Source organism: Acinetobacter sp. GSS19 (assembly GCF_028621895.1).
GTDB lineage: Bacteria > Pseudomonadota > Gammaproteobacteria > Pseudomonadales > Moraxellaceae > Acinetobacter.
In genome coordinates, this window is sequence record NZ_CP117520.1 from 1,301,252 (window position 1) to 1,322,442 (window position 21,191).

14 protein-coding genes, 2 tRNA genes and 3 rRNA genes are annotated in these 21,191 nt (G+C 42.0%); 4 read left to right on the forward strand and 15 right to left on the reverse strand.

Annotated features, from left to right (window positions below; all coding sequences use genetic code 11):
- The 3 genes from cobT to PGW99_RS06275 are packed head-to-tail and all read right to left on the reverse strand — an operon-like array spanning window position 1 to window position 2,197.
- A complete protein-coding gene (cobT, locus tag PGW99_RS06265; RefSeq protein ID WP_273776734.1) occupies window positions 1-1,053 on the reverse strand; it encodes a nicotinate-nucleotide--dimethylbenzimidazole phosphoribosyltransferase in 1,053 nt (350 codons plus the stop codon).
- Window positions 1,038-1,571: a bifunctional adenosylcobinamide kinase/adenosylcobinamide-phosphate guanylyltransferase gene (gene cobU, locus PGW99_RS06270; protein WP_273776735.1), complete on the reverse strand. Its 534-nt coding sequence runs from the start codon at window positions 1,569-1,571 to the stop codon at window positions 1,038-1,040. Before cobU ends, cobT begins: the two co-directional genes overlap by 16 nt.
- Window positions 1,559-2,197: a 2'-5' RNA ligase family protein gene (locus PGW99_RS06275; protein ID WP_443098185.1), complete on the reverse strand. Its 639-nt coding sequence runs from the start codon at window positions 2,195-2,197 to the stop codon at window positions 1,559-1,561. Before PGW99_RS06275 ends, cobU begins: the two co-directional genes overlap by 13 nt.
- 251 nt (window positions 2,198-2,448) lie before the next feature.
- On the opposite strand from PGW99_RS06275, the gene PGW99_RS06280 reads away from it, so the two are divergent.
- Complete coding sequence (locus tag PGW99_RS06280) at window positions 2,449-2,844, forward strand: hypothetical protein (RefSeq protein ID WP_273776737.1); 396 nt, start codon at window positions 2,449-2,451, stop codon at window positions 2,842-2,844.
- 152 nt (window positions 2,845-2,996) lie between these two features.
- Here PGW99_RS06280 and PGW99_RS06285 read toward each other — a convergent pair whose 3' ends face one another.
- The 6 genes from PGW99_RS06285 to PGW99_RS06310 all read right to left on the reverse strand — a co-directional run bounded on the left by PGW99_RS06285 (window position 2,997) and on the right by PGW99_RS06310 (window position 8,962).
- Window positions 2,997-3,230 carry a hypothetical protein gene (locus tag PGW99_RS06285; protein WP_273776738.1) on the reverse strand — a complete coding sequence of 78 codons (234 nt, stop codon included), beginning with the start codon at window positions 3,228-3,230 and terminating at the stop codon, window positions 2,997-2,999.
- Window positions 3,231-3,624: 394 nt separating this feature from the next.
- Window positions 3,625-3,739, reverse strand: a 5S ribosomal RNA gene (gene rrf / locus PGW99_RS06290).
- Window positions 3,740-3,909: 170 nt separating this feature from the next.
- A 23S ribosomal RNA gene (locus PGW99_RS06295) occupies window positions 3,910-6,802 on the reverse strand.
- Window positions 6,803-7,174: 372 nt separating this feature from the next.
- A tRNA-Ala gene (locus tag PGW99_RS06300) sits at window positions 7,175-7,250 on the reverse strand.
- Between the two features lie 38 nt (window positions 7,251-7,288).
- Window positions 7,289-7,365 (reverse strand) — tRNA-Ile (locus PGW99_RS06305).
- Between the two features lie 61 nt (window positions 7,366-7,426).
- Window positions 7,427-8,962 (reverse strand): 16S ribosomal RNA (locus PGW99_RS06310).
- Together the 16S, 23S and 5S rRNA genes with 2 tRNA genes alongside form the textbook arrangement of a ribosomal RNA operon.
- Before the next feature lie 515 nt (window positions 8,963-9,477).
- On the opposite strand from PGW99_RS06310, the gene PGW99_RS06315 reads away from it, so the two are divergent.
- Window positions 9,478-10,377 (forward strand): LysR family transcriptional regulator, encoded by a 900-nt coding sequence (locus tag PGW99_RS06315; protein ID WP_273776739.1) that lies wholly within the window; start codon window positions 9,478-9,480, stop codon window positions 10,375-10,377.
- Window positions 10,378-10,482: 105 nt separating this feature from the next.
- Here the strand turns inward: PGW99_RS06315 and map are convergent, their stop codons facing one another.
- Window positions 10,483-11,298 carry a type I methionyl aminopeptidase gene (map, locus tag PGW99_RS06320; protein ID WP_273776740.1) on the reverse strand — a complete coding sequence of 272 codons (816 nt, stop codon included), beginning with the start codon at window positions 11,296-11,298 and terminating at the stop codon, window positions 10,483-10,485.
- 704 nt (window positions 11,299-12,002) lie between these two features.
- Here map and PGW99_RS06325 point away from each other — a divergent pair.
- The gene (locus PGW99_RS06325; protein ID WP_273776741.1) at window positions 12,003-12,452 is read left to right on the forward strand and encodes a universal stress protein; all 450 of its coding nucleotides are present in this window, start codon (window positions 12,003-12,005) and stop codon (window positions 12,450-12,452) included.
- A gap of 585 nt (window positions 12,453-13,037) precedes the next feature.
- Here PGW99_RS06325 and PGW99_RS06330 read toward each other — a convergent pair.
- Window positions 13,038-14,564 carry a TerC family protein gene (locus tag PGW99_RS06330; protein ID WP_273776742.1) on the reverse strand — a complete coding sequence of 509 codons (1,527 nt, stop codon included), beginning with the start codon at window positions 14,562-14,564 and terminating at the stop codon, window positions 13,038-13,040.
- A gap of 377 nt (window positions 14,565-14,941) precedes the next feature.
- Between PGW99_RS06330 and PGW99_RS06335 the strand changes: the two genes are divergently transcribed.
- Window positions 14,942-15,406, forward strand: a complete 465-nt coding sequence (locus PGW99_RS06335) for a MarR family winged helix-turn-helix transcriptional regulator (protein WP_273776743.1) — start codon at window positions 14,942-14,944, stop codon at window positions 15,404-15,406.
- On the opposite strand, the gene PGW99_RS06340 is transcribed toward PGW99_RS06335, so the two are convergent.
- The 4 genes from PGW99_RS06340 to pyrF form a co-directional block, all read right to left on the reverse strand.
- Window positions 15,403-16,065, reverse strand: coding sequence for an SOS response-associated peptidase (locus tag PGW99_RS06340; RefSeq protein WP_273776744.1), 663 nt, complete (start codon window positions 16,063-16,065; stop codon window positions 15,403-15,405). The two genes, PGW99_RS06335 and PGW99_RS06340, sit on opposite strands and share 4 nt — an antisense overlap.
- 165 nt (window positions 16,066-16,230) lie before the next feature.
- Window positions 16,231-18,396, reverse strand: coding sequence for a malate synthase G (locus tag PGW99_RS06345; RefSeq protein WP_273776745.1), 2,166 nt, complete (start codon window positions 18,394-18,396; stop codon window positions 16,231-16,233).
- A gap of 365 nt (window positions 18,397-18,761) precedes the next feature.
- Complete coding sequence (gene zapE, locus PGW99_RS06350; protein WP_273776746.1) at window positions 18,762-19,901, reverse strand: cell division protein ZapE; 1,140 nt, start codon at window positions 19,899-19,901, stop codon at window positions 18,762-18,764.
- 574 nt (window positions 19,902-20,475) lie between these two features.
- Complete coding sequence (pyrF, locus tag PGW99_RS06355; protein ID WP_273776747.1) at window positions 20,476-21,159, reverse strand: orotidine-5'-phosphate decarboxylase; 684 nt, start codon at window positions 21,157-21,159, stop codon at window positions 20,476-20,478.
- Between the last annotated feature and the right edge of the window lie 32 nt (window positions 21,160-21,191).

Consider the following 21,191-nt stretch of genomic DNA (forward strand, 5'->3'; position numbering starts at 1 on the left):
TTAAACCTGCTGGCCAATCACAGCGGCTTCTGCGAAAGTGGCCATATTATTGTGGAGTGAACAGGCTAAACGGATTAAACCGAGTGCAGCTCCAGCACCACTACCTTCTCCTAGGCGAAGATTCAGTTTTAATAACGGCTCTGCTTGCAATTCGGTTAAAATCCGCACATGACCATATTCAGCCGACTGATGACCAAACAGCATCCAGTCACGCACAACCGGATTTAACCGAACAGCGCAGAGTGCTGCCACAGAACTGATAAAACCATCCACTACAATCGGCAAGCCAACCTGTGCACAGCGAATATAAGCGCCAGTCATTGCTGCAATTTCGAGGCCACCTACGGCACAAAGGGCATGAAAGGCATCGTCTTGGACAAAATCTCGATGCCGTTGTACCGCCTGATCGATGACCTTCTTCTTGTGCTGTAATCTTTCTTGCTGAATCCCCGTACCCACTCCGGTTAAATCTTCTGCTGGTTCATTAAGTAATAAACACGCCAAAGCTGAGGCCGAGCAAGTATTCCCGATTCCCATTTCTCCGGCGACAAAAATTGAAGCATTTGAGGATAAAGCCTTTTCTACACTCTGCGCACCTAACTGCATGGCCTCTTGACACTGTTCGGCTGTCATTGCTATTTCATGGATAAAATTTGCGGTGCCTGGTGCGATACAATAACGCTCTACTCCTTGATAATCATAAGGTTCTCCTACAGAACCACAATCAATCACCTGCAAGGTTGCATTGTATTCTTTGGCAATTACGCTAATACAGGCACCACCTGTGGCAAAGTTTTGCAGCATTTGTCGAGTGACCGCTTGAGGATAAGCCGAGATATTTTCCTCCATCACCCCATGATCTCCAGCAAAAATGGTAATCCAAGGCTGGTCAATATTCGGTTTTTCACTTTGCTGTAAACTGGCCAAAGTAATCGCAAGAGTTTCTAGCTCACTCAAGGCCCCGGTAGGTTTAGTTAACTGCAACTGGCGTTGTTCAGCACGCAAGCGAAATTCATGATTGGGCTGCTGACATTGAGCTAACCACCATTGCATAACATTTCTCCTTTTAAGACCATTGGTAACCCGGCAACACAGAAAATTACACAGTCTGCAAGTTGGGCCAATCGCTGATGCAAACGACCACTTTCATCGACAAAACGTCGACTAATTTCACCTAGTGGCACTACCCCTAAACCAGTTTCATTACTCACTAAGATCACTTGCGAGCGCAAATTTGGTAGTACCGTCAGTAATTTTTCACACTCTTGTAGCTGTAAATGATCATCTTCGGCACAGAGCAAATTAGTCATCCATAAGGTCAAACAGTCAATCAAAATAACTTGATGCTCACGATCAAGCTCTTGCAAGCGTTCCGCCAAATATAAACACTCTTCGACCAGTGTCCAGGAGGCAGGACGTCGCTGCTGATGATGGTAAATGCGATCTTGCATTTCCTGATCGAGGGCTTGTGCCGTCGCCAAATAAATCACAGGTAAGCTACTGGACTGAGCAATCTGTTCAGCCAGTCTGCTTTTGCCGGAGCGTGCTCCGCCCAAAATCAATTGCAACATTTTTCACCTAGTAAGAACTGTGTATGAGGGTATAAATGCCCTTGCAATTTTTGAGCTTGATAATAACCAAAAGTCAGTTGTTCAACTGAAAACTCAAAAGTCTGCTGCTCAATTTTTTCAAAACGCTGGATAATCTGATCTGCCGACCAAGCCTGATTATATAGACCCAAGGTAATATGAGGACAATAATCTACAGGTGCAATCTCCACTGTATGCTGTCCCAATAAATTCCGTAAATGTTGTAAGGTTCCACTAGCATCATGAACTTCTAGAAATAAAGCCGTTTCAAAACTATTCAGCTTACCTGTTTTTAAATGAAACTGTAATGGATACTGCTGTTTCAAGGTGCGTACATGCTGAATTAATCGTGCCTCTACAAAATCATCGTCCCATACCGGCATCGTATCTGTCAAAAAACCACAAATAAAAAGGCTGATATGAAATTGGCGCGTATTCGGAGTAAATAAGACATCGGTAAATTCCTGACGCAGTTGTGCTAAATACAACAAAAGCTCTGGTTGAGTAATTTCAATATACCAGAGCCCATACCACTCACGACCACGATGCCATTCAGGATAATCACGTGCTACTGTAGGTGTAACCGTCATCGAAGGGTTTAAAAACACAGCTAAAACTAACTCTGAACGATGCAAGTCATTAAAGCATGGTTAAAAACAGCACACAGTTAAAAATTTTCAGCTTGTCACATTTTTTGTCTAAAGAACAGACAGATAAAGATAGAGCTTTGTTAAATTTAAGGAATCATAAATTTTATAAGTTTCCAAAAAATAACTCTTTTATCTACAAAAGCACTATTCACACTCCCCCAAAAAACATTAAGCTTAAAAGATCAAATAACAACAAGAGCAACAAAAGTATGGCCATTTCATTGGGTTATAAAAATCGATCAGGTGATTTCATTAATCTTGAAGCAGAGATTGTTCACCCTGAACATCTACTCGAAACCTGGATCATTCTCAGTAATGCCTTTATGGAAGAAGGTGAAGAACAGTTAAGTATTGAAAAAATAGATTTCAAACAATGCCTTGAAGATATTTTTAATACCCGCCTAACTGGGTTAAATGTAGGCCTAACACGTAGTTATTATTTTGATGCCGAGCATCGAGCTCATGAAATTCACTTTTCTTATCAACGCCTCCTTGCTAATCCGGAACATATTTGCATCGAAGAATTTAAATATGAACCTTTAACTGAAGAAGATAAACGAGGGCACTATCTCTATAAGAAATACACGTCTACTCAGCAGAAATAATGAAAATAAAAACCCACCATTAAAATGGTGGGTATCGCTAAGTTAATTTTTTAGTTTTATTAATTTTTTCATAATTTTTCTTATTTGAATTTATTCTAGAAAGAATATATGACAAATCTATGAATATATAGTTAAAGTTAAATGAAATATCATCAGTTTAAGCAAGCATACCATTCATAAAATAATTCTCTAATCTTCACTTCATCCCAATCCTTACAAACGTAATAAGGTTCGCACTTTCCTGTCACTGGATTGGTCAACCATTGAAAGTAATAGCGTTCAAGCAAGGTTATAGAATAACTCGAAGGAAGCAAAATATCATCTGTATAACAACCATGAAAAATTCCACCGATAAATGAAATTGGATGAGAAATCACATTTTCCATTATAAAACCCTGACCAATTAATACTTATTGTTTTTTAGCAGATAATAATTACAAATTAATGTAGATATAAGTTTGATGTATCCTTTCCATACAAATTCGTGATGGATTTTGAGAGATTTTATTAACAGTTAATTTTTAAATTAAATATTAGCCTAAATTAAAAATACTGTTTAATAAATATTGGAATTTAATTTTATAAATACTCCGAAATCAAAAAATTTATTTAGTGTTATTATAAACTTCCCTATTTAGACCCATTCCCCCTCACGTTCTAGTTTGATCTAGTTGGATTGATGCTCAGGAGGCTAAGGTGTGGGTAAAATCTTTTGCATTTTTTACTAGGCAAAGAAAAAACCCCCACCATATTTAATGGTGGGGGTTTTTAGGAATAATGAGCTGGCGATGACTTACTCTCACATGGGTAACCCCACACTACCATCAGCGCGAAGAGGTTTCACTTCTGAGTTCGGGAAGGGATCAGGTGGTTCACTCTTGCTATTGTCGCCAGCACAACTGTTATGGTTTTCAGTGGTCTTACTTGATGCCACTTAGTTACCAAATCTTGAACAGATTGGGCTGTATTGAATCTTACTTTAAGGTGTTCATTTTAGCTTTAGTTTTAACTAAATCAAGTATTTATGATGAATCTAGCTTGATACAACAACTGTTTGGGTGTTGTATAGTCAAGCCTCACGATCAATTAGTATTGGTCAGCTTCACATATCACTATGCTTCCACATCCAACCTATCAACGTCCTAGTCTTGAACGGATCTTTAGAGGACATAAAGTCCTAGGGAAATCTTATCTTGAGGTAGGCTTCCCGCTTAGATGCTTTCAGCGGTTATCCCTTCCGAACATAGCTACCCGGCGATGCGACTGGCGTCACAACCGGTACACCAGAGGTTCGTCCACTCTGGTCCTCTCGTACTAGGAGCAGATCCTCTCAAATTTCCAGCGCCCACGGTAGATAGGGACCGAACTGTCTCACGACGTTCTAAACCCAGCTCGCGTACCTCTTTAAATGGCGAACAGCCATACCCTTGGGACCTGCTTCAGCCCCAGGATGAGATGAGCCGACATCGAGGTGCCAAACACCGCCGTCGATATGAACTCTTGGGCGGTATCAGCCTGTTATCCCCAGAGTACCTTTTATCCGTTGAGCGATGGCCCTTCCATACAGAACCACCGGATCACTAAGACCTACTTTCGTACCTGCTCGACTTGTGGGTCTCGCAGTTAAGCGCGCTTTTGCCTTTATACTCTACGCGTGATTTCCGACCACGCTGAGCGCACCTTCGTACTCCTCCGTTACTCTTTAGGAGGAGACCGCCCCAGTCAAACTACCCACCAGACATGGTCCTCGACCCAGATTATGGGTCAGAGTTAGAACCTCAACATTACCAGGGTGGTATTTCAAGGACGGCTCCATTGGAACTGGCGTTCCAACTTCAAAGCCTCCCACCTATCCTACACAAGTAAGGTCAAAGTTCAATGTCAAGCTGCAGTAAAGGTTCACGGGGTCTTTCCGTCTAGCCGCGGGTACACTGCATCTTCACAGCGATTTCGATTTCACTGAGCCTCTGCTGGAGACAGCGCCGCCATCATTATGCCATTCGTGCAGGTCGGAACTTACCCGACAAGGAATTTCGCTACCTTAGGACCGTTATAGTTACGGCCGCCGTTTACTGGGGCTTCGATCAAGAGCTTCGCTTACGCTAACCCCATCAATTAACCTTCCAGCACCGGGCAGGCATCACACCCTATACGTCCACTTTCGTGTTTGCAGAGTGCTATGTTTTTAATAAACAGTTGCAGCGGCCTGGTTTCTGTGGCTGCCAGCAGCTCAAGGAGCAAGTCCTATCACCGCCGGCAGCGTACCTTCTCCCGAAGTTACGGTACCATTTTGCCTAGTTCCTTCAGCAGAGTTCTCTCAAGCGCCTTGGTCTACTCGACCTGACCACCTGTGTCGGTTTCGGGTACGATTCCTGTGTAACTGAAGCTTAGAGACTTTTCCTGGAAGCATGGTATCAGCCACTTCACTGTACAAGTACAGCTTGCTATCAGATCTCAGCATAGAGTACCCCGGATTTGCCTAAGATACATGCCTACATCCTTTCACCTGGACAACCAACGCCAGGCTGACTTAACCTTCTCCGTCCTCTCATCGCATTACACAGAAGTATTGGAATATTAACCAATTTCCCATCGACTACGCCTTTCGGCCTCGCCTTAGGGGTCGACTCACCCAGCCCCGATTAACGTTGGACTGGAACCCTTGGTCTTTCGGCGAACGGGTTTTTCACCCGTTTTGTCGTTACTCACGTCAGCATTCGCACTTCTGATACCTCCAGCAGACTTCTCAATCCACCTTCATCGGCTTACAGAACGCTCCCCTACCACGTATACAAAGTATACATCCGCAGCTTCGGCACATAGTTTTAGCCCCGTTACATCTTCCGCGCAGGCCGACTCGACTAGTGAGCTATTACGCTTTCTTTAAAGGGTGGCTGCTTCTAAGCCAACCTCCTAGCTGTCTATGCCTTCCCACATCGTTTCCCACTTAACTATGATTTTGGGGCCTTAGCTGGCGGTCTGGATTGTTTTCCTCTTGACTACGGACGTTAGCACCCGCAGTCTGTCTCCCGGATAGTACTCATAGGTATTCGGAGTTTGCATCGGTTTGGTAAGTCGGGATGACCCCCTAGCCGAAACAGTGCTCTACCCCCTATGGTATTCGTCCGAGGCGCTACCTAAATAGCTTTCGGGGAGAACCAGCTATCACCGAGTTTGATTAGCCTTTCACCCCTATCCACAAGTCATCCCCCGGCTTTTCAACGACGGTGGGTTCGGTCCTCCAGTTAGTGTTACCCAACCTTCAACCTGCTCATGGATAGATCACCCGGTTTCGGGTCTATACCCAGCAACTAGACGCCCTATTAAGACTCGATTTCTCTACGGCTCCCCTATACGGTTAACCTCGCTACTGAATATAAGTCGCTGACCCATTATACAAAAGGTACGCAGTCACACCACGAAGGTGCTCCCACTGCTTGTATGCATGCGGTTTCAGGATCTATTTCACTCCCCTCACAGGGGTTCTTTTCGCCTTTCCCTCACGGTACTGGTTCACTATCGGTCAGTCAGGAGTATTTAGCCTTGGAGGATGGTCCCCCCATATTCAGACAAGGTTTCACGTGCCTCGCCCTACTCGACATCATTATCTAAGCCCTTTCGTGTACAGGACTATCACCCACTATGGTTGCACTTCCCAGAGCATTCCACTAAAACTTAGATAACTTAATGGGCTAGTCCCCGTTCGCTCGCCGCTACTAAGGGAATCTCAATTGATTTCTTTTCCTAAGGGTACTGAGATGTTTCACTTCCCCTCGTTCGCCTTGCATGACTATGTATTCATCATGCAATACCTATCTTATGATAGGTGGGTTCCCCCATTCAGATATCTCCGGATCACAGGATATTTGCCGCCTCCCCGAAGCTTTTCGCAGGCTATCACGTCTTTCTTCGCCTCTGACTGCCAAGGCATCCACCACATGCACTTAATTACTTGACTATACAACCCCAAACAGTCGTTAATCCCTACAAGTAGGATCAAGACAGATTAACTAATTACTTAGTCAATCCACAGTTTGTTGCCCGTGCATTTAAGCACTGTACAGCTTCAATCTAAATTCATATACCAAAACGCTTGATTCAGTTAATTTGCTAGTTCTCAATTTCATTCAACATTCACAATTGCTTGCTACTGTCTTCTGAATTGAGTGAACAATTTATTTTAGACTCAATTTTGCCAATCTGTTAATGAATAAACACGCCTTCGTCAGGTCATGCTTAATACCGTGATACTTAAATCACAGAAATTAATAAACATCATCGTATTCATTAAGTTCTGCAATCTTTAGCTTTAGCCTCGTACCGAAATACGTGGTGGAGACTAGGAGAGTCGAACTCCTGACCTCCTGCGTGCAAAGCAGGCGCTCTACCAACTAAGCTAAGTCCCCAGCTATATCATTAGTCAATGTATCGTATGAGTATGTCATGGTGGGTCTGACAAGACTTGAACTTGTGACCCCACGCTTATCAAGCGTGTGCTCTAACCAACTGAGCTACAGACCCTCAGATACATCGTCATGAAGAACAACTTGTTGTGGATTCTTACTAATCGTCAATCTTTCGTTAAGGAGGTGATCCAGCCGCAGGTTCCCCTACGGCTACCTTGTTACGACTTCACCCCAGTCATCGGCCACACCGTGGTAACCGCCCTCTTTGCAGTTAGGCTAGCTACTTCTGGTGCAACAAACTCCCATGGTGTGACGGGCGGTGTGTACAAGGCCCGGGAACGTATTCACCGCGGCATTCTGATCCGCGATTACTAGCGATTCCGACTTCATGGAGTCGAGTTGCAGACTCCAATCCGGACTACGATCGGCTTTTTGAGATTAGCATCACATCGCTGTGTAGCAACCCTTTGTACCGACCATTGTAGCACGTGTGTAGCCCTGGCCGTAAGGGCCATGATGACTTGACGTCGTCCCCGCCTTCCTCCAGTTTGTCACTGGCAGTATCCTTAAAGTTCCCACCCGAAGTGCTGGCAAATAAGGAAAAGGGTTGCGCTCGTTGCGGGACTTAACCCAACATCTCACGACACGAGCTGACGACAGCCATGCAGCACCTGTATGTAAGTTCCCGAAGGCACCAATCCATCTCTGGAAAGTTCTTACTATGTCAAGGCCAGGTAAGGTTCTTCGCGTTGCATCGAATTAAACCACATGCTCCACCGCTTGTGCGGGCCCCGTCAATTCATTTGAGTTTTAGTCTTGCGACCGTACTCCCCAGGCGGTCTACTTATCGCGTTAGCTGCGCCACTAAAGCCTCAAAGGCCCCAACGGCTAGTAGACATCGTTTACGGCATGGACTACCAGGGTATCTAATCCTGTTTGCTCCCCATGCTTTCGTACCTCAGCGTCAGTATTAGGCCAGATGGCTGCCTTCGCCATCGGTATTCCTCCAGATCTCTACGCATTTCACCGCTACACCTGGAATTCTACCATCCTCTCCCATACTCTAGCTTCCCAGTATCGAATGCAATTCCCAAGTTAAGCTCGGGGATTTCACATCCGACTTAAAAAGCCGCCTACGCACGCTTTACGCCCAGTAAATCCGATTAACGCTCGCACCCTCTGTATTACCGCGGCTGCTGGCACAGAGTTAGCCGGTGCTTATTCTGCGAGTAACGTCCACTTATCCCAGGTATTAACTAGGTAAGCCTCCTCCTCGCTTAAAGTGCTTTACAACCAAAAGGCCTTCTTCACACACGCGGCATGGCTGGATCAGGGTTCCCCCCATTGTCCAATATTCCCCACTGCTGCCTCCCGTAGGAGTCTGGGCCGTGTCTCAGTCCCAGTGTGGCGGATCATCCTCTCAGACCCGCTACAGATCGTCGCCTTGGTAGGCCTTTACCCCACCAACTAGCTAATCCGACTTAGGCTCATCTATTAGCGCAAGGTCCGAAGATCCCCTGCTTTCTCCCGTAGGACGTATGCGGTATTAGCGTTCCTTTCGAAACGTTGTCCCCCACTAATAGGCAGATTCCTAAGCATTACTCACCCGTCCGCCGCTAAGCTAAGGTGCAAGCACCCTCGCTCCGCTCGACTTGCATGTGTTAAGCCTGCCGCCAGCGTTCAATCTGAGCCATGATCAAACTCTTCAGTTTAAAATCATTTGCCACTTTTTCGAAGTAGCCAAATCTGGCTCATTAATCTTACTGACTAAAAATTCGCTCAAATAAACTTCGAGTAATTTCTACCAATTCAATCAATGATAATTTATCGATCAATCAACCAGTAAAAATCCACACAAGTTGTTCTTCATAATCTCTTAATGATCTCTTCCCTACCTCGTCAGTAGAAAATAACGAAAAAGATACTTAACAACCTCACCCTTGGTGAAGCTTCGTATCAATCGCGTCGGGATGTGCGTATTCTAGGGGATTTACGGCCGTTTGCAAGCACAATTCTTCAATTTAATTTCAAGCGCGTATTTTTTAACCTAAATTCATATTTTAAAAGCCAGAAAACTCACTGTAATTTAAAATGAATACTATAAAACCCACTTAAATAATTTTAGTTTAGCCATTTCCCATCATTACATTTATAGCAATATCCAATTTGACTAAACGCAACAAAAAACATTTTAATAGCACCAATGTTTCATAAATAGGATAATAAGATGCTCAATGATCTCGACGATTTTTATTATTTTGCTTTAGTCGTTGAACATGGTGGCTTTAGTTCAGCCGAACGTGCAACAGATATCCCAAAATCCAAACTCAGTCGTCGCGTCTATAATCTAGAAGAAAAACTCGGTGTCCGTTTAATTCAGCGAAGCTCTCGTCATTTTGCCGTGACTGAAATTGGCATGAATATCTATCGTCATGCACAAGTCATGATGAATGCTGCTCAGGCAGCACATGATCTGGTTGATCATCTGAGCATTCAACCGCGAGGTGTGATTAAACTCAGCCTACCCGTTTCTATTGCTCAAAATGAAATGACCAAGATTCTGCCGGATTTCCTTAAAATGTACCCTGAAATCAAAGTGCAATTAATCGTGAGTAATCGACGGGTCGACGTGATTAATGAAGGCATTGATATCGCACTGCGTGTGCGCTCAAATCTGGATGAAGACCCCAACCTGATCATTCGTAAGTTTGAAAAAATTGAACAGCACTTATTTGCAAGCCAAGCCTACCTCAACCAATATGGTGAACTGAAACATCCCGATGAATTAACTGAACACCGGATTTTAAGCATGGTAGATGAGCATCTGGATCAATTTTTAATTTTACATGATGCACAAAATCACCAGAAAAAGGTGAAAGTCAATCCTGTGGTGATGGGTTCCGATCTCATGATGTTGGCACAACTGGCAAGACAAAATTGCGGGATTGCCTTATTGCCGGATACGATTGCGAAAGATTACATTGAATCCGGAGAATTAATCCGCGTGCTGCCGGACTGGAAAGCGCCTCACGGTATTTTTCATGCCGTATACCCATCGCGACGTGGCCTACTGCCTGCGGTACGCGTCTTTATTGACTATCTAGTAGAACATCTCACTAAACGCTAACCCTAAAATTTAATAAGGCATTTTTTCCCCATAAAATGCCTTATTTTCTCAGTAATATACTTTCAATATCACTCGTTTTAGAAATTCACCATTTCTGATATTTTTTTAAGATCCACATTCAGATCTAATGATTTCTGGATAATGTCCTGTTCCTTCTGGCCAAGGCGACAACAATTCAAAACCTTCCTCAGTCACGGCAACCATATGCTCCCATTGTGCAGATAGAGATTTATCTACAGTTACCACCGTCCAGCCATCATTCAATTCTCTAACACGTGCCTTACCTGCATTTACCATTGGCTCAATGGTAAAGACCATCCCGGTTTTTAACTGCACGCCTTGCCCCGGTATACCGTAGTGCAAAACACTCGGTTGTTCATGGTAGGTTTGCCCAATTCCATGCCCACAGTATTCGCGAACAATACTGTAACCTTCTTTTTGGGCTACATTCTGAATCGCATGCCCCACATCACCGAGCGTGGCACCCGGCTTAACCATTTGTATACCTGCAAGCATCGCATGATAGGTGGTTTCCACTAGTTTCTGTGCTACAGGATTGACTGAACCAACATAATACATCCGGCTGGTATCTCCATAATACCCATCTTTGATAATCGCCACGTCAATATTAATGATATCTCCTTCTTTTAGAATTACTTCAGCAGAAGGAATACCATGACACACTACTTCATTCGGTGAAATGCACGTCGTTTTGGTATAACCATAATATCCAACATTCGCCGGTATCACCTTCAATGTGTTGACTATATAGTCATGGCACAGATCATCCAGATATTCAGTAGAAACTCCTGGTTTTACGTGCTCGCCAATCATTGCTAAAACTTCAGCAGCAAGACGTCCAGAAACTCTAAGTTTTTCCAGATCTTGTGCAGTTTTTAGTTGAATGGTTGCAGCCCGCATGATGATTGCCCTCGATTGATCAGCCCAGATTATAGCCTGTTTATGTGAATGAGTTCTATTTCGCTTAGAAATCCTTTTAGCCAATAATAGGAAATCATGCAATGTTTAAGATCACTTATCAAGGATCACCCAAGCCTACCCTTTATAATTTTATATTTTTCCAGATAGTAAAATTACTAGATGAGCCTATCTCGCAAGAAAAACTTTGGCCGATGAAATCGATGTCATGGGTCTTTATAGGATTCTGCACAGAAAAAACCCCATTTTTATCAAAAAATGGGGTTTACTGAACTTTAAAAATCAGAAAGTTATAAAGTTCAAGGAGCTTGTGAGGGTATGAATAGTATAACAAATTAAATACAAATTAACTATAAATAAAATAACTACAACCCCATATTTTTAATATTTATTTTATAGATTTAAAGACTTTATAACGATCAAATGAATCGTATCACAAGACAGATTTTAGACACTGCCTCAATATCCTTTTTCTAAAAATAAACATCAATCCCAACTCTTAAGACGATTGCTTGTAACAGAGTTTTTAACGGCTTAGACTAGTTCAATCGTATATAAATTCTAAATAACAAGAAAATAAATCTTCTCAGCCGTAAAGAATTTATCAAGCAAATAAATTGCGACGCTTAGAAGGATATGCTAAGAATAGAAAATACTTAAAAATCATAATGGACTAGGAGTCCCATATGTCATTTCAACACATTCTTGTTCCAGTCGATGGTTCCGAAATCTCCCTCGCTGCGGTAAAACAGGCCGCTATTTTTGCCAAAGCTTTTGATAGTAAACTCACTATCATCAGCATTGTGGTAGAAGATCCTTTCCGTGACAGTGATTTCTATTATTCGGCTGGCTCGGCTATTATGAAAGAGTACTTTATTGAAGCTTTTGCCAATGCACAAAAAGCTTTGGCAACCGCCCAAAATATTTGCGCAGAATATGGTGTGGGCGCTGAAATCAAAACCGTTAAAGGCGAAGTATCCGTAGGAACGCTCATCCAAATTGCTGAAGAGTCAAAGACTGACCTTATCGTGATGGGCTCTCATGGTCGCAAGGGCTTCCAGAAAGTGTTACTCGGCAGTTTTGCTCAAGATGTACTGGGCTCTACGCTGATCCCGGTGATGATTGTTAAACAATAAATCGTATAATCATAAAACATAAGCCTATCTTTTATATAGGTTTATGTTTTAATGACGCTATATATAAATAAACTTACCAAACCTCTTTTTTAGTTATTAAAACTCATTTTTTATACCCAACATCAAAAAATAAATTTTAAAATCAAATTATTAAATTCCTTTTATTTATTTTTGATAAGCTTTTTACCTTTTTTCATTATTAATTCATTTGTATAGCGCTTATGCTAACTCATGATGATAAAAACATGATGGACGCGGCCTTGCTATGAAACCGATCAGTCAAATTTTCTCGCAACAACGTTGTTCAAACTGCTGGGCACCATTAGCGAGCAATCCGCATGAATGCAGTAATTGTCATGAGCGAGATTTTGTCAAGATTCAGCATCCACCTTTGACATTTGGGATTGTTTTTTTCTTCGCCCTGTTTATTTTTGTATTCTTTATTCTCCCTCAGTTTTAACACACAAAAATCTTATGTTGTTTGCAGACTAAATCACACATCACATTAAGATTCATTCTGAATATCATAAACTTACTATGCTGTTATTCATTAAAAAAGCCCCATACAAAATGGGGCTTTTTTAATTAACGCGTATGGCTGATCTTGACCGTTTGGATACGATTTTCATCCAATTCAAGCACTTCAAAATCAATACCACGATACGAGATGACCATACCAATCTTGATAGGTTGTTGAGCTTTATCCAAAATCAAACCTGCTACCGTAATATAGTCGGCATCTTCTTCCACCAGATCCAGCATTTCCAATTCCAGTTCAAGCTGATACAAATCAAGCATACCGGTTGCTTTCCATGTGGATTCATCTAACTTGACTAAATCTGGCTGTTCATCGGCATCCGGGAACTCACCTGCAATCGCCTCAAAGACATCCAAGGGTGTAATAACACCTTGCACATTGCCAAATTCATTGGTCACCATCACCAGTGAACCCTTCGAGCTTCGCAAAGTATGAATGGCATCAATTACCTTCATCTTTTCAAAAATAAAGATGGGGCGCTGGCGTTTGAGCAATTGCTGTAAGGCAGCAGGGTCATCCAGATTGTCAATTAACTCCTTGGCACGTACCACTGTCACGACTTTATCCAAATTGCCACGGCACACAGGGAATAGACTATGCGGCACAGCCAAAACTTGCTCACGGATCTGTTCAGGCGAATCCTCTAAATTCACCCAAGAAATCTGGTTACGCGGAGTCATAATTGATGCGACTGAGCGTTCGGCTAAGGTTAATACCCCACCAATCATATAACGCTCTTCATTCACAAAAGCCGCTTGTGCTTCTGCCTGCTCTGCGGTCTGAATCGTTTCTACACGCCCACCCATCAGTTTAAGAATGGAATCGGCAGTACGATGTCGTAATGGAATCTTTGATTGATGTTTCGCTTGATTACGAGAAGAAAACTGGTTAAACGCCTCAATCAAGATGGCTACACCAATACCGGAATAGATATATCCTTTCGGAATATGGAAGCCAAAGCCTTCTGCAATCAAGCTGATCCCGATTAACAGCAAAAAACTTAAACAAAGAATCACGACGGTTGGATGACGATTTACAAAAGCAGTCAAAGGCTTTGATGCAACCAGCATCACAAATACGGCAATCGTGACCGCAGCCATCATCACATAGATGTTATCGACCATCCCAATGGCAGTAATAACGGAATCGAGTGAAAATACCGCATCAAGCACGATGATCTGTGCCACTACAGCCCAAAAACCGGCATACGCGACGGATGAATTGGTCTGAATCTCAGGTTTACCTTCAAGTTTTTCGTGAAGTTCCGTTACGGCTTTATAGACCAGGAATAATCCGCCAAATAATAAAATGAGATCGCGACCGGAAAAACTTAAATGTGCAATTTCAATCAGTGGCTTAGTCAAAGTGACTAACCAGGAAATCACCGATAACAGACCTAAACGCATGACCAATGCAAGAGACAGGCCAATAATACGGGCTTTATCACGCTGTTCGGGTGGAAGCTTATCTGCCAGAATGGCAATAAAGACGAGGTTATCAATCCCCAAAACAATTTCTAAGACAATCAGTGTCAGTAGGCCAACCCAAATTCCCGGATCTAATAAAAATTCCATTTTTAGATCTCCTGTTTATTAGGGAAATATTGAGCTATTGATGCAAACAACCTACTCGGCGACGGATCCATAACATTTTCCTTTACAAATAATGAAGCTTTATTATGCAGATTTTTTTCAAATTTAGGTATTTTTAAAAGCGATAGAATCAATCGAATTTTCAAAAAGTTAATTTAAACTGTTATCAAATAAAAGCATAAAAAGTGATAACAATAATATAAATTGTGATTAAAAATCATTTCCTTATATGAATTTCTTATTAATTAGGTAGGCTTTAACAAATTTATATATTGATTAAACATTCTATTTTAAAATAATATATAAATGTGACATAACTCATACAATAATTAAAAACATCACATTTAAGGACAGCCACTATGAGTAAAAAATACTCGAAATTTCTACCTTCACATGAAGAGTTTAATTTAGAACATTTTCCGTTTTATTGGATCACTCAGGTTCATTCTCAGTATGTACTCAAAGTAGATCATGTACTGAAAAAGTATGGGGTAGATAATTCCAGACGACGTATTCTGATTGCTCTCGCCTCCAAGCCCAACGCCAGTGTTTCCGATTTATCAGAAATGGTGGTATCCAAAATGTCGACTACCACAAAAATCGTGTATCGACTCAAAGAGGAAGGTTATGTCGACACCTATTCTTGTCCTCATGATGGTCGAATTACTCGCGTAGTTTTAACCGAATCCGGTCTAGAAATGACTCATAAAATCAATGACTTGACAGCAGCCGTTTTAGAACAATCCCTTGAAGGTTTGACAGCATTACAGATTGAACGAATGATTGATGGATTGAAGCATATTTTTCACAATCTATCTCATTAATCAAAGAAAGTCAGCTGCGGGGTTTCCTTGACAATTTTTGTCTTCGGAACATGCTGACATTCGAACTCTTCAACAGGAAAACCCTGCATAAAACGGTACATTTCCTGTGGAGTAGTGAGACTCAACCACTCGTCGAGCTGGTGGTGAGGAATCACCACGACTGAACGTTTCACGTTCCCCGGTTCATGAAAATCTTTCATCATCGGATGGTCTATGGCATCAATTGTCAACATCGTGGCGGAACGAATCACCTGATCATTTAATTTCATAATCTCGTACAAGGCCGCGATATAAAAAGCCTGGCCATCCTTGCGACGCACCGCCCAGCGTTGTGGCTGCTGATCGATATATTTACCCTCATAAAATTCTGTCACCGGAATAACAGCAAACTTACACTTCATCGCAGCAGCTTGAAAACTTGGCTTTTCTAGCAGTGTTTCACTGCGTGCATTGTAGGTCCGTTTTGCAATTTGCAGATCTGTAGCCCACTTGGGCACGAGACCGAACCTCACAGAACGCCATTCTAGACCTTGATCAGATTTAAATAACAAAGGCAGCTCATAACCCGGATAAACCTCATCTGGATAAGCAAAAGGGATTACGGGTAAATTGAGTGGTTTTGTCTGCTCAAGTGTCAAGGGTTTAAAGTTCGCACACATTGCCTAACCGGACTAACTCAGAAACTTTTATATAAAGCCACTGATACGCTTTTTCAATCCAGTGATAGCATTTTCCCCATTACGGCTGTCTACAATCACAATATCATTTTCATCAGATCAATAAAAAAAGCCTCCGAAGAGGCTTTTTTTATTCAACACGCTGAATTAGTCACCGGTATAACCTTTGAGTTTTAAGCGTGCAGCATGCAATAGTGGCTCAGTATAACCTGATGGTTGCTCATGACCTTTAAAGATCAAATCAGAAGCAGCTTGGAAAGCAATACTGTTTTCAAAGTCAGCAGACATTGGCGTATAAAGTGGATCATCCGCATTTTGCTGGTCAACAATTTTTGCCATACGTTTCAAGACTTCTTCAACTTGTGCACGGGTTACGATGCCATGACGCAACCAGTTCGCTACGTGCTGTGAAGAGATACGTAAGGTTGCACGGTCTTCCATCAAGCCAATATCATTGATATCTGGCACTTTAGAACAACCCACACCCAAGTCTACCCAACGCACTACATAACCCAAGATACCTTGACAGTTATTTTCAAGTTCATTGTTCTTCACTTCATCTGACCAATTTGTATCTGTCGCCAGTGGTGGAGTCAACAAATCATTCAGTGGCAATGCTTGTGTAGTTGCCAATTCTTTTTGACGTTCAGCCACATTGACTTGATGGTAATGAATGGCGTGAATTACCGCACCTGTTGGAGATGGAACCCAAGCACAGGTCGCACCAGCAAGTGGGTGCTCCATTTTGGTTTTGTACATGTCAAGCAGCATATCTGGCTTTGCCCACATCCCTTTACCAATTTGCGCTTTACCACTTAAGCCAGCATGTAGACCGATTATCACGTTACGGTTTTCGTATGCCGGGAACCAAATTTGGTTCTTCACTTCAGTTTTACGAACGAATGGACCTGCTTCCATAAAGGTATGGATTTCATCACCCGTACGATCCATAAAACCAGTGTTAATGAAAATGGTACGGTCTTTCGCTTGAGCAATACAGTTTTTCAAGTTAACAGAGGTACGACGTTCTTCGTCCATGATACCCATTTTAAGCGTTTTCGCCGGTAAGCCAAGCGCCTGTTCTGCACGTTCGAATAGCTCTACCGCGAATGCCACTTCTTCTGGACCGTGCATTTTTGGTTTTACGATATACATTGAGCCAGTACGAGAGTTGCGTAACTGGTTTTCACCACGGATATCAGCGAAAGTTAATAACGGAGTGATCAAGGCATCCATGATCCCTTCGTAAATTTCGGCACCATCCACCAAAATTGCCGGGTTGGTCATCAAGTGACCAACATTACGCAGCAACATCAACGAACGGCCATGTAGAGTTTGCACTTGACCATGGGTATCCGTGTAAGTACGGTCTTGATTCATCGCACGTGTAACAGTCTTGTCACCTTTCTGGAACGATTCAGTCAAGGTGCCTTTCATAAGGCCTAACCAGTTGCGGTAACCTTCAACTTTTTCTTCAGCATCAACTGCTGCGATTGAATCTTCAAGATCCTGAATCGTGGTTACAGCAGCTTCAAGCACGATGTCTTTGACGCCGGCTGCATCAGATTGACCAACAACTGTGCTAGCATCGATTTGTACAATCGCATGCAAGCCATTATTTTTTAGAACAATCTCAACTGGATTTGCAGCTTCACCGTTAAAACCTGCAAACTTTTCTGGCTGAGCTAAACCAGTGGTTGAACCATCTTTTAAAGTCACAACCAAGGCATTGTTTTCTACCGCATATTTTGTAGCATCGGCATGTGAGCCTTGTGCAAGCGGGAATGTTTCATTTAAAAAGTTTTTAGCGAATTCAATAACTTTTGCGCCACGTGCAGGGTTATAACCCTTACCTTTTTCAGCGCCACCTTCTTCTGAAATCACGTCAAAGCCGTATAGCGCATCATATAATGAGCCCCAACGCGCATTTGCCGCATTCAAGCAGTAACGTGCATTACGTACTGGTACTACAAGCTGTGGACCCGCTAAAGTCGCGATTTCTGCGTCCACATTTTCAGTGCTAATCTGGAAATCTTCTACTTCTGGTAATAAGTAGCCAATTTCAGTAAGGAAAGCTTTGTAAGCTTCTAATTCAAATGGATTATTGCGATGCCATTCATCAATTTTAGCCTGCAATTCATCACGCTTTGCTAATAGTGCTTTGTTTTTTGGGCTAAGATCGACAACGACTTGTTCAAAGTTTTTCCAGTATGTTTCGCTGTCCAAACCAGAACCAGGTAGTGCCTCATTCTCGATGAAATCGTAGAGCTCTTTAGCAATCGCTAATTTGCCTTTTTGAATACGTGCAGTCATTGTCTTTCCTGATATTGCTATTTTTTATCACAAGAGATTCTAGTATACCGATTTATACTTCACTGAATAGTAATATCACACAGCTAAATAGTAAGCATTTTTAATCTAATAAATATCAACATCATTAAATTAAATAATCAGTTTGGCGATACTACATCATCGTGATGAATACTCGATTACAGTTTATAAAGTTTTAGAAATGCCGAAATTAGACTTAAGTTCAGCTTTATTTAATAAATTATCGATTAAGCCTAAATTTCTGCATCAACCTTCCCGATTAAGCCATGAATCAAGAAAAATGTCGATAAATTGACCGCCATTTTATTAAAGCTTAGAGATAAAAAAGCGCCCGAAGGCGCTTGATCTTATTGCTCAATAATCTGAGGTGCCTGAATCTGCCGATGTTCAGCATTGAGATATTCATCAGATTGCATCTCTAGCAAACGAGAACGTGTCCGTTCAATCTCAAAAGCTAGTTTTTCACCCTGATAAATTTCAATAATACTATCTTGCGAAGTGAGTAAGAGCTTTACACCACGATCGTAAAATTCATCGACCAGATAGATAAATCGACGTGTCGCGTCACTCAGCTGATCAGTTAGATGCGGAACATTGCTCACCAATACGGTGTTGTAGATATTGGCGATTTCAATAAAATCCGCAGGACTACGTGGCTTTAAACATAATTCACTGAATTCACACCACAATACATCTTCGGTATGACCTAAAGTTTCTACTAGACGCTCATTAATGATGATCGGCTCTTGTGAAACTGTCTGTGTTTGCGTGAGTGCAGTAAAGCGTTTTGCCATCCACACTTGATGATCATGCGTCAAAGGCGATTTAAACAGCTGTGCCTGTTTTAACACACGCAAACGATAATCAACACCAGCATCCACATTCAGCACAGTACAATTCTTTTTGACCATTTCAATCGTTGGCAAAAAGCGATCACGGTGAATGCCATTTTTATATAAACCATCAGGGGCAATATTTGAGGTCGCCACTAAGGTAATGCCACGATTAAACAGCTTCTGGAACAAATCGCTCAGAATCATGGCATCGGTCACATTCGATACAAAAAACTCATCGAAACAAATAATGACTGCATCTTTATAAATTTGATCTGCGACCAAATCCAAGGGATTACGTTGTCCAGAAAGTTTATTTAGCTGTTTATGCACGTGTTGCATAAAGTGGTGGAAATGCATCCGGGTTTTACGTCGAAATGGAATTGAATCAAAAAACTGATCCATTAACCAAGTTTTACCACGACCAACCCCACCCCACATATAAACACCTTGTGGTGCCGTTTGACGACGGAAACGACGAAAGGCTTTTTTCGAAGCCTTATAGCGCTGCAAGAGTTCTTGCCAAACACGTTCTAACTCATGTACCGCCTGGGCCTGAGCATCATCAGACATGAATTGCCCCGAAGCCAATGCTTGCGCATAGCGTTCTGCCGGGGATAAAGAAGTTAAAGAGCTATTGTTCGGATCTGACATATCAATTTCGGCTATCTAAGGCAGGTGGAAGTATAATGGAGATTGAGATGAAACCAATAAAACTTTAGCGCAAATCTCTTAGGCGATTCAAACACGTAAGATGATGTACACCCAAACACCTCATCATAGATTAGGTTCACTCCATACCACCTAATCTAAGGCTGTGGAGGGCAATGAAAATACAGCTCACACCACATCAAAACTCAACAATCACCTTGTTGATTCCTTTCAATTTTCTACGCAGATAGACGGATTTACTAAAGCCAAAAGATAGATGATCAATCAACCTGTATCTCTTAGCTCCAGATGAGATGAATCTCTTTCACGCCCTATCTACAGAACAATATAAAGGGATTAAGTTTTTACTATAAAAAAGTGTCCGGTGAAAAGTACCTAAATGATCAAATTTATAGAATAATTTTGAAATCAAGCAGAAAAATAGAATTGTTTAGCAAATTCACAAATACTTAAATAACCGTGAGAGATTTTGAGTTGATCAGATCAAGCAAGTTTAAAGTTACTGAATCTGATCACAGAGATAAGAGGCTTTTATCTTATCCCTGTTTTTCAATGCTTAGCGAATAGAAGCCAAAATTTTATTTAAAGTTTGATTCGGATTCGCTGACTGGGTAATTGGACGCCCAATTACCAAATGCGTAGAACCATCTAACATAGCTTGTTTCGGTGTAACAATACGCTTTTGGTCATCAGCATTTGAACCTTCTGGACGAATACCAGGTGTAACCAAAGCAAAGTCTTGCCCCAACTCAGTACGTAAAATTTTTGCTTCTTGTGCTGAACACACCACACCATCCAATCCTGAATCTTTGGTTAATGCCGCAAGACGCTTAACTTGTTCAAAAGGTTCGATATCCAAGCCAATGTCTTTTAGGTCTTCACGCCCCATGGAAGTCAAAACCGTCACCGCAATCAACTGTGTTTGATAATTGCCTGCTTTTAGACGCTCAACACAGGTTTCCATCATTTTTCGACCACCTGAAGCATGCACATTGACCATCCAAACACCCAAATCTGCTGCTGCACAAACTGCCTGAGCCGTTGTATTTGGAATATCATGAAACTTCAAGTCAAGAAATACTTCAAAACCACGCTGCTGTAAAAGTCTGACGATCGCTGGACCTTCATGTGTAAATAATTCTTTCCCGACTTTTACACGACATAAGCGAGGATCGAGCTGATCCGCAATCGCTAAGGCATCACTTTGACTTTTCGCATCTAGTGCAACAATGATACTCAAGGCTCTACTTCCATTAAGCAAAATAAAAGCCC

Coding starts and splice junctions, on each gene's coding strand:
- cobU (WP_273776735.1), bottom strand. CDS start 1,571: ATGTTGCAATTGATTTTGGGCGGAGCACGCTCCGGCAAAAGCAGACTG.
- PGW99_RS06335 (WP_273776743.1), top strand. CDS start 14,942: ATGAGTAAAAAATACTCGAAATTTCTACCTTCACATGAAGAGTTTAAT.
- PGW99_RS06345 (WP_273776745.1), bottom strand. CDS start 18,396: ATGACTGCACGTATTCAAAAAGGCAAATTAGCGATTGCTAAAGAGCTC.
- map (WP_273776740.1), bottom strand. CDS start 11,298: ATGCGGGCTGCAACCATTCAACTAAAAACTGCACAAGATCTGGAAAAA.
- PGW99_RS06285 (WP_273776738.1), bottom strand. CDS start 3,230: ATGGAAAATGTGATTTCTCATCCAATTTCATTTATCGGTGGAATTTTT.
- PGW99_RS06340 (WP_273776744.1), bottom strand. CDS start 16,065: ATGTGTGCGAACTTTAAACCCTTGACACTTGAGCAGACAAAACCACTC.
- PGW99_RS06325 (WP_273776741.1), top strand. CDS start 12,003: ATGTCATTTCAACACATTCTTGTTCCAGTCGATGGTTCCGAAATCTCC.
- PGW99_RS06315 (WP_273776739.1), top strand. CDS start 9,478: ATGCTCAATGATCTCGACGATTTTTATTATTTTGCTTTAGTCGTTGAA.
- PGW99_RS06330 (WP_273776742.1), bottom strand. CDS start 14,564: ATGGAATTTTTATTAGATCCGGGAATTTGGGTTGGCCTACTGACACTG.
- PGW99_RS06280 (WP_273776737.1), top strand. CDS start 2,449: ATGGCCATTTCATTGGGTTATAAAAATCGATCAGGTGATTTCATTAAT.
- cobT (WP_273776734.1), bottom strand. CDS start 1,053: ATGCAATGGTGGTTAGCTCAATGTCAGCAGCCCAATCATGAATTTCGC.
- zapE (WP_273776746.1), bottom strand. CDS start 19,901: ATGTCAGATCCGAACAATAGCTCTTTAACTTCTTTATCCCCGGCAGAA.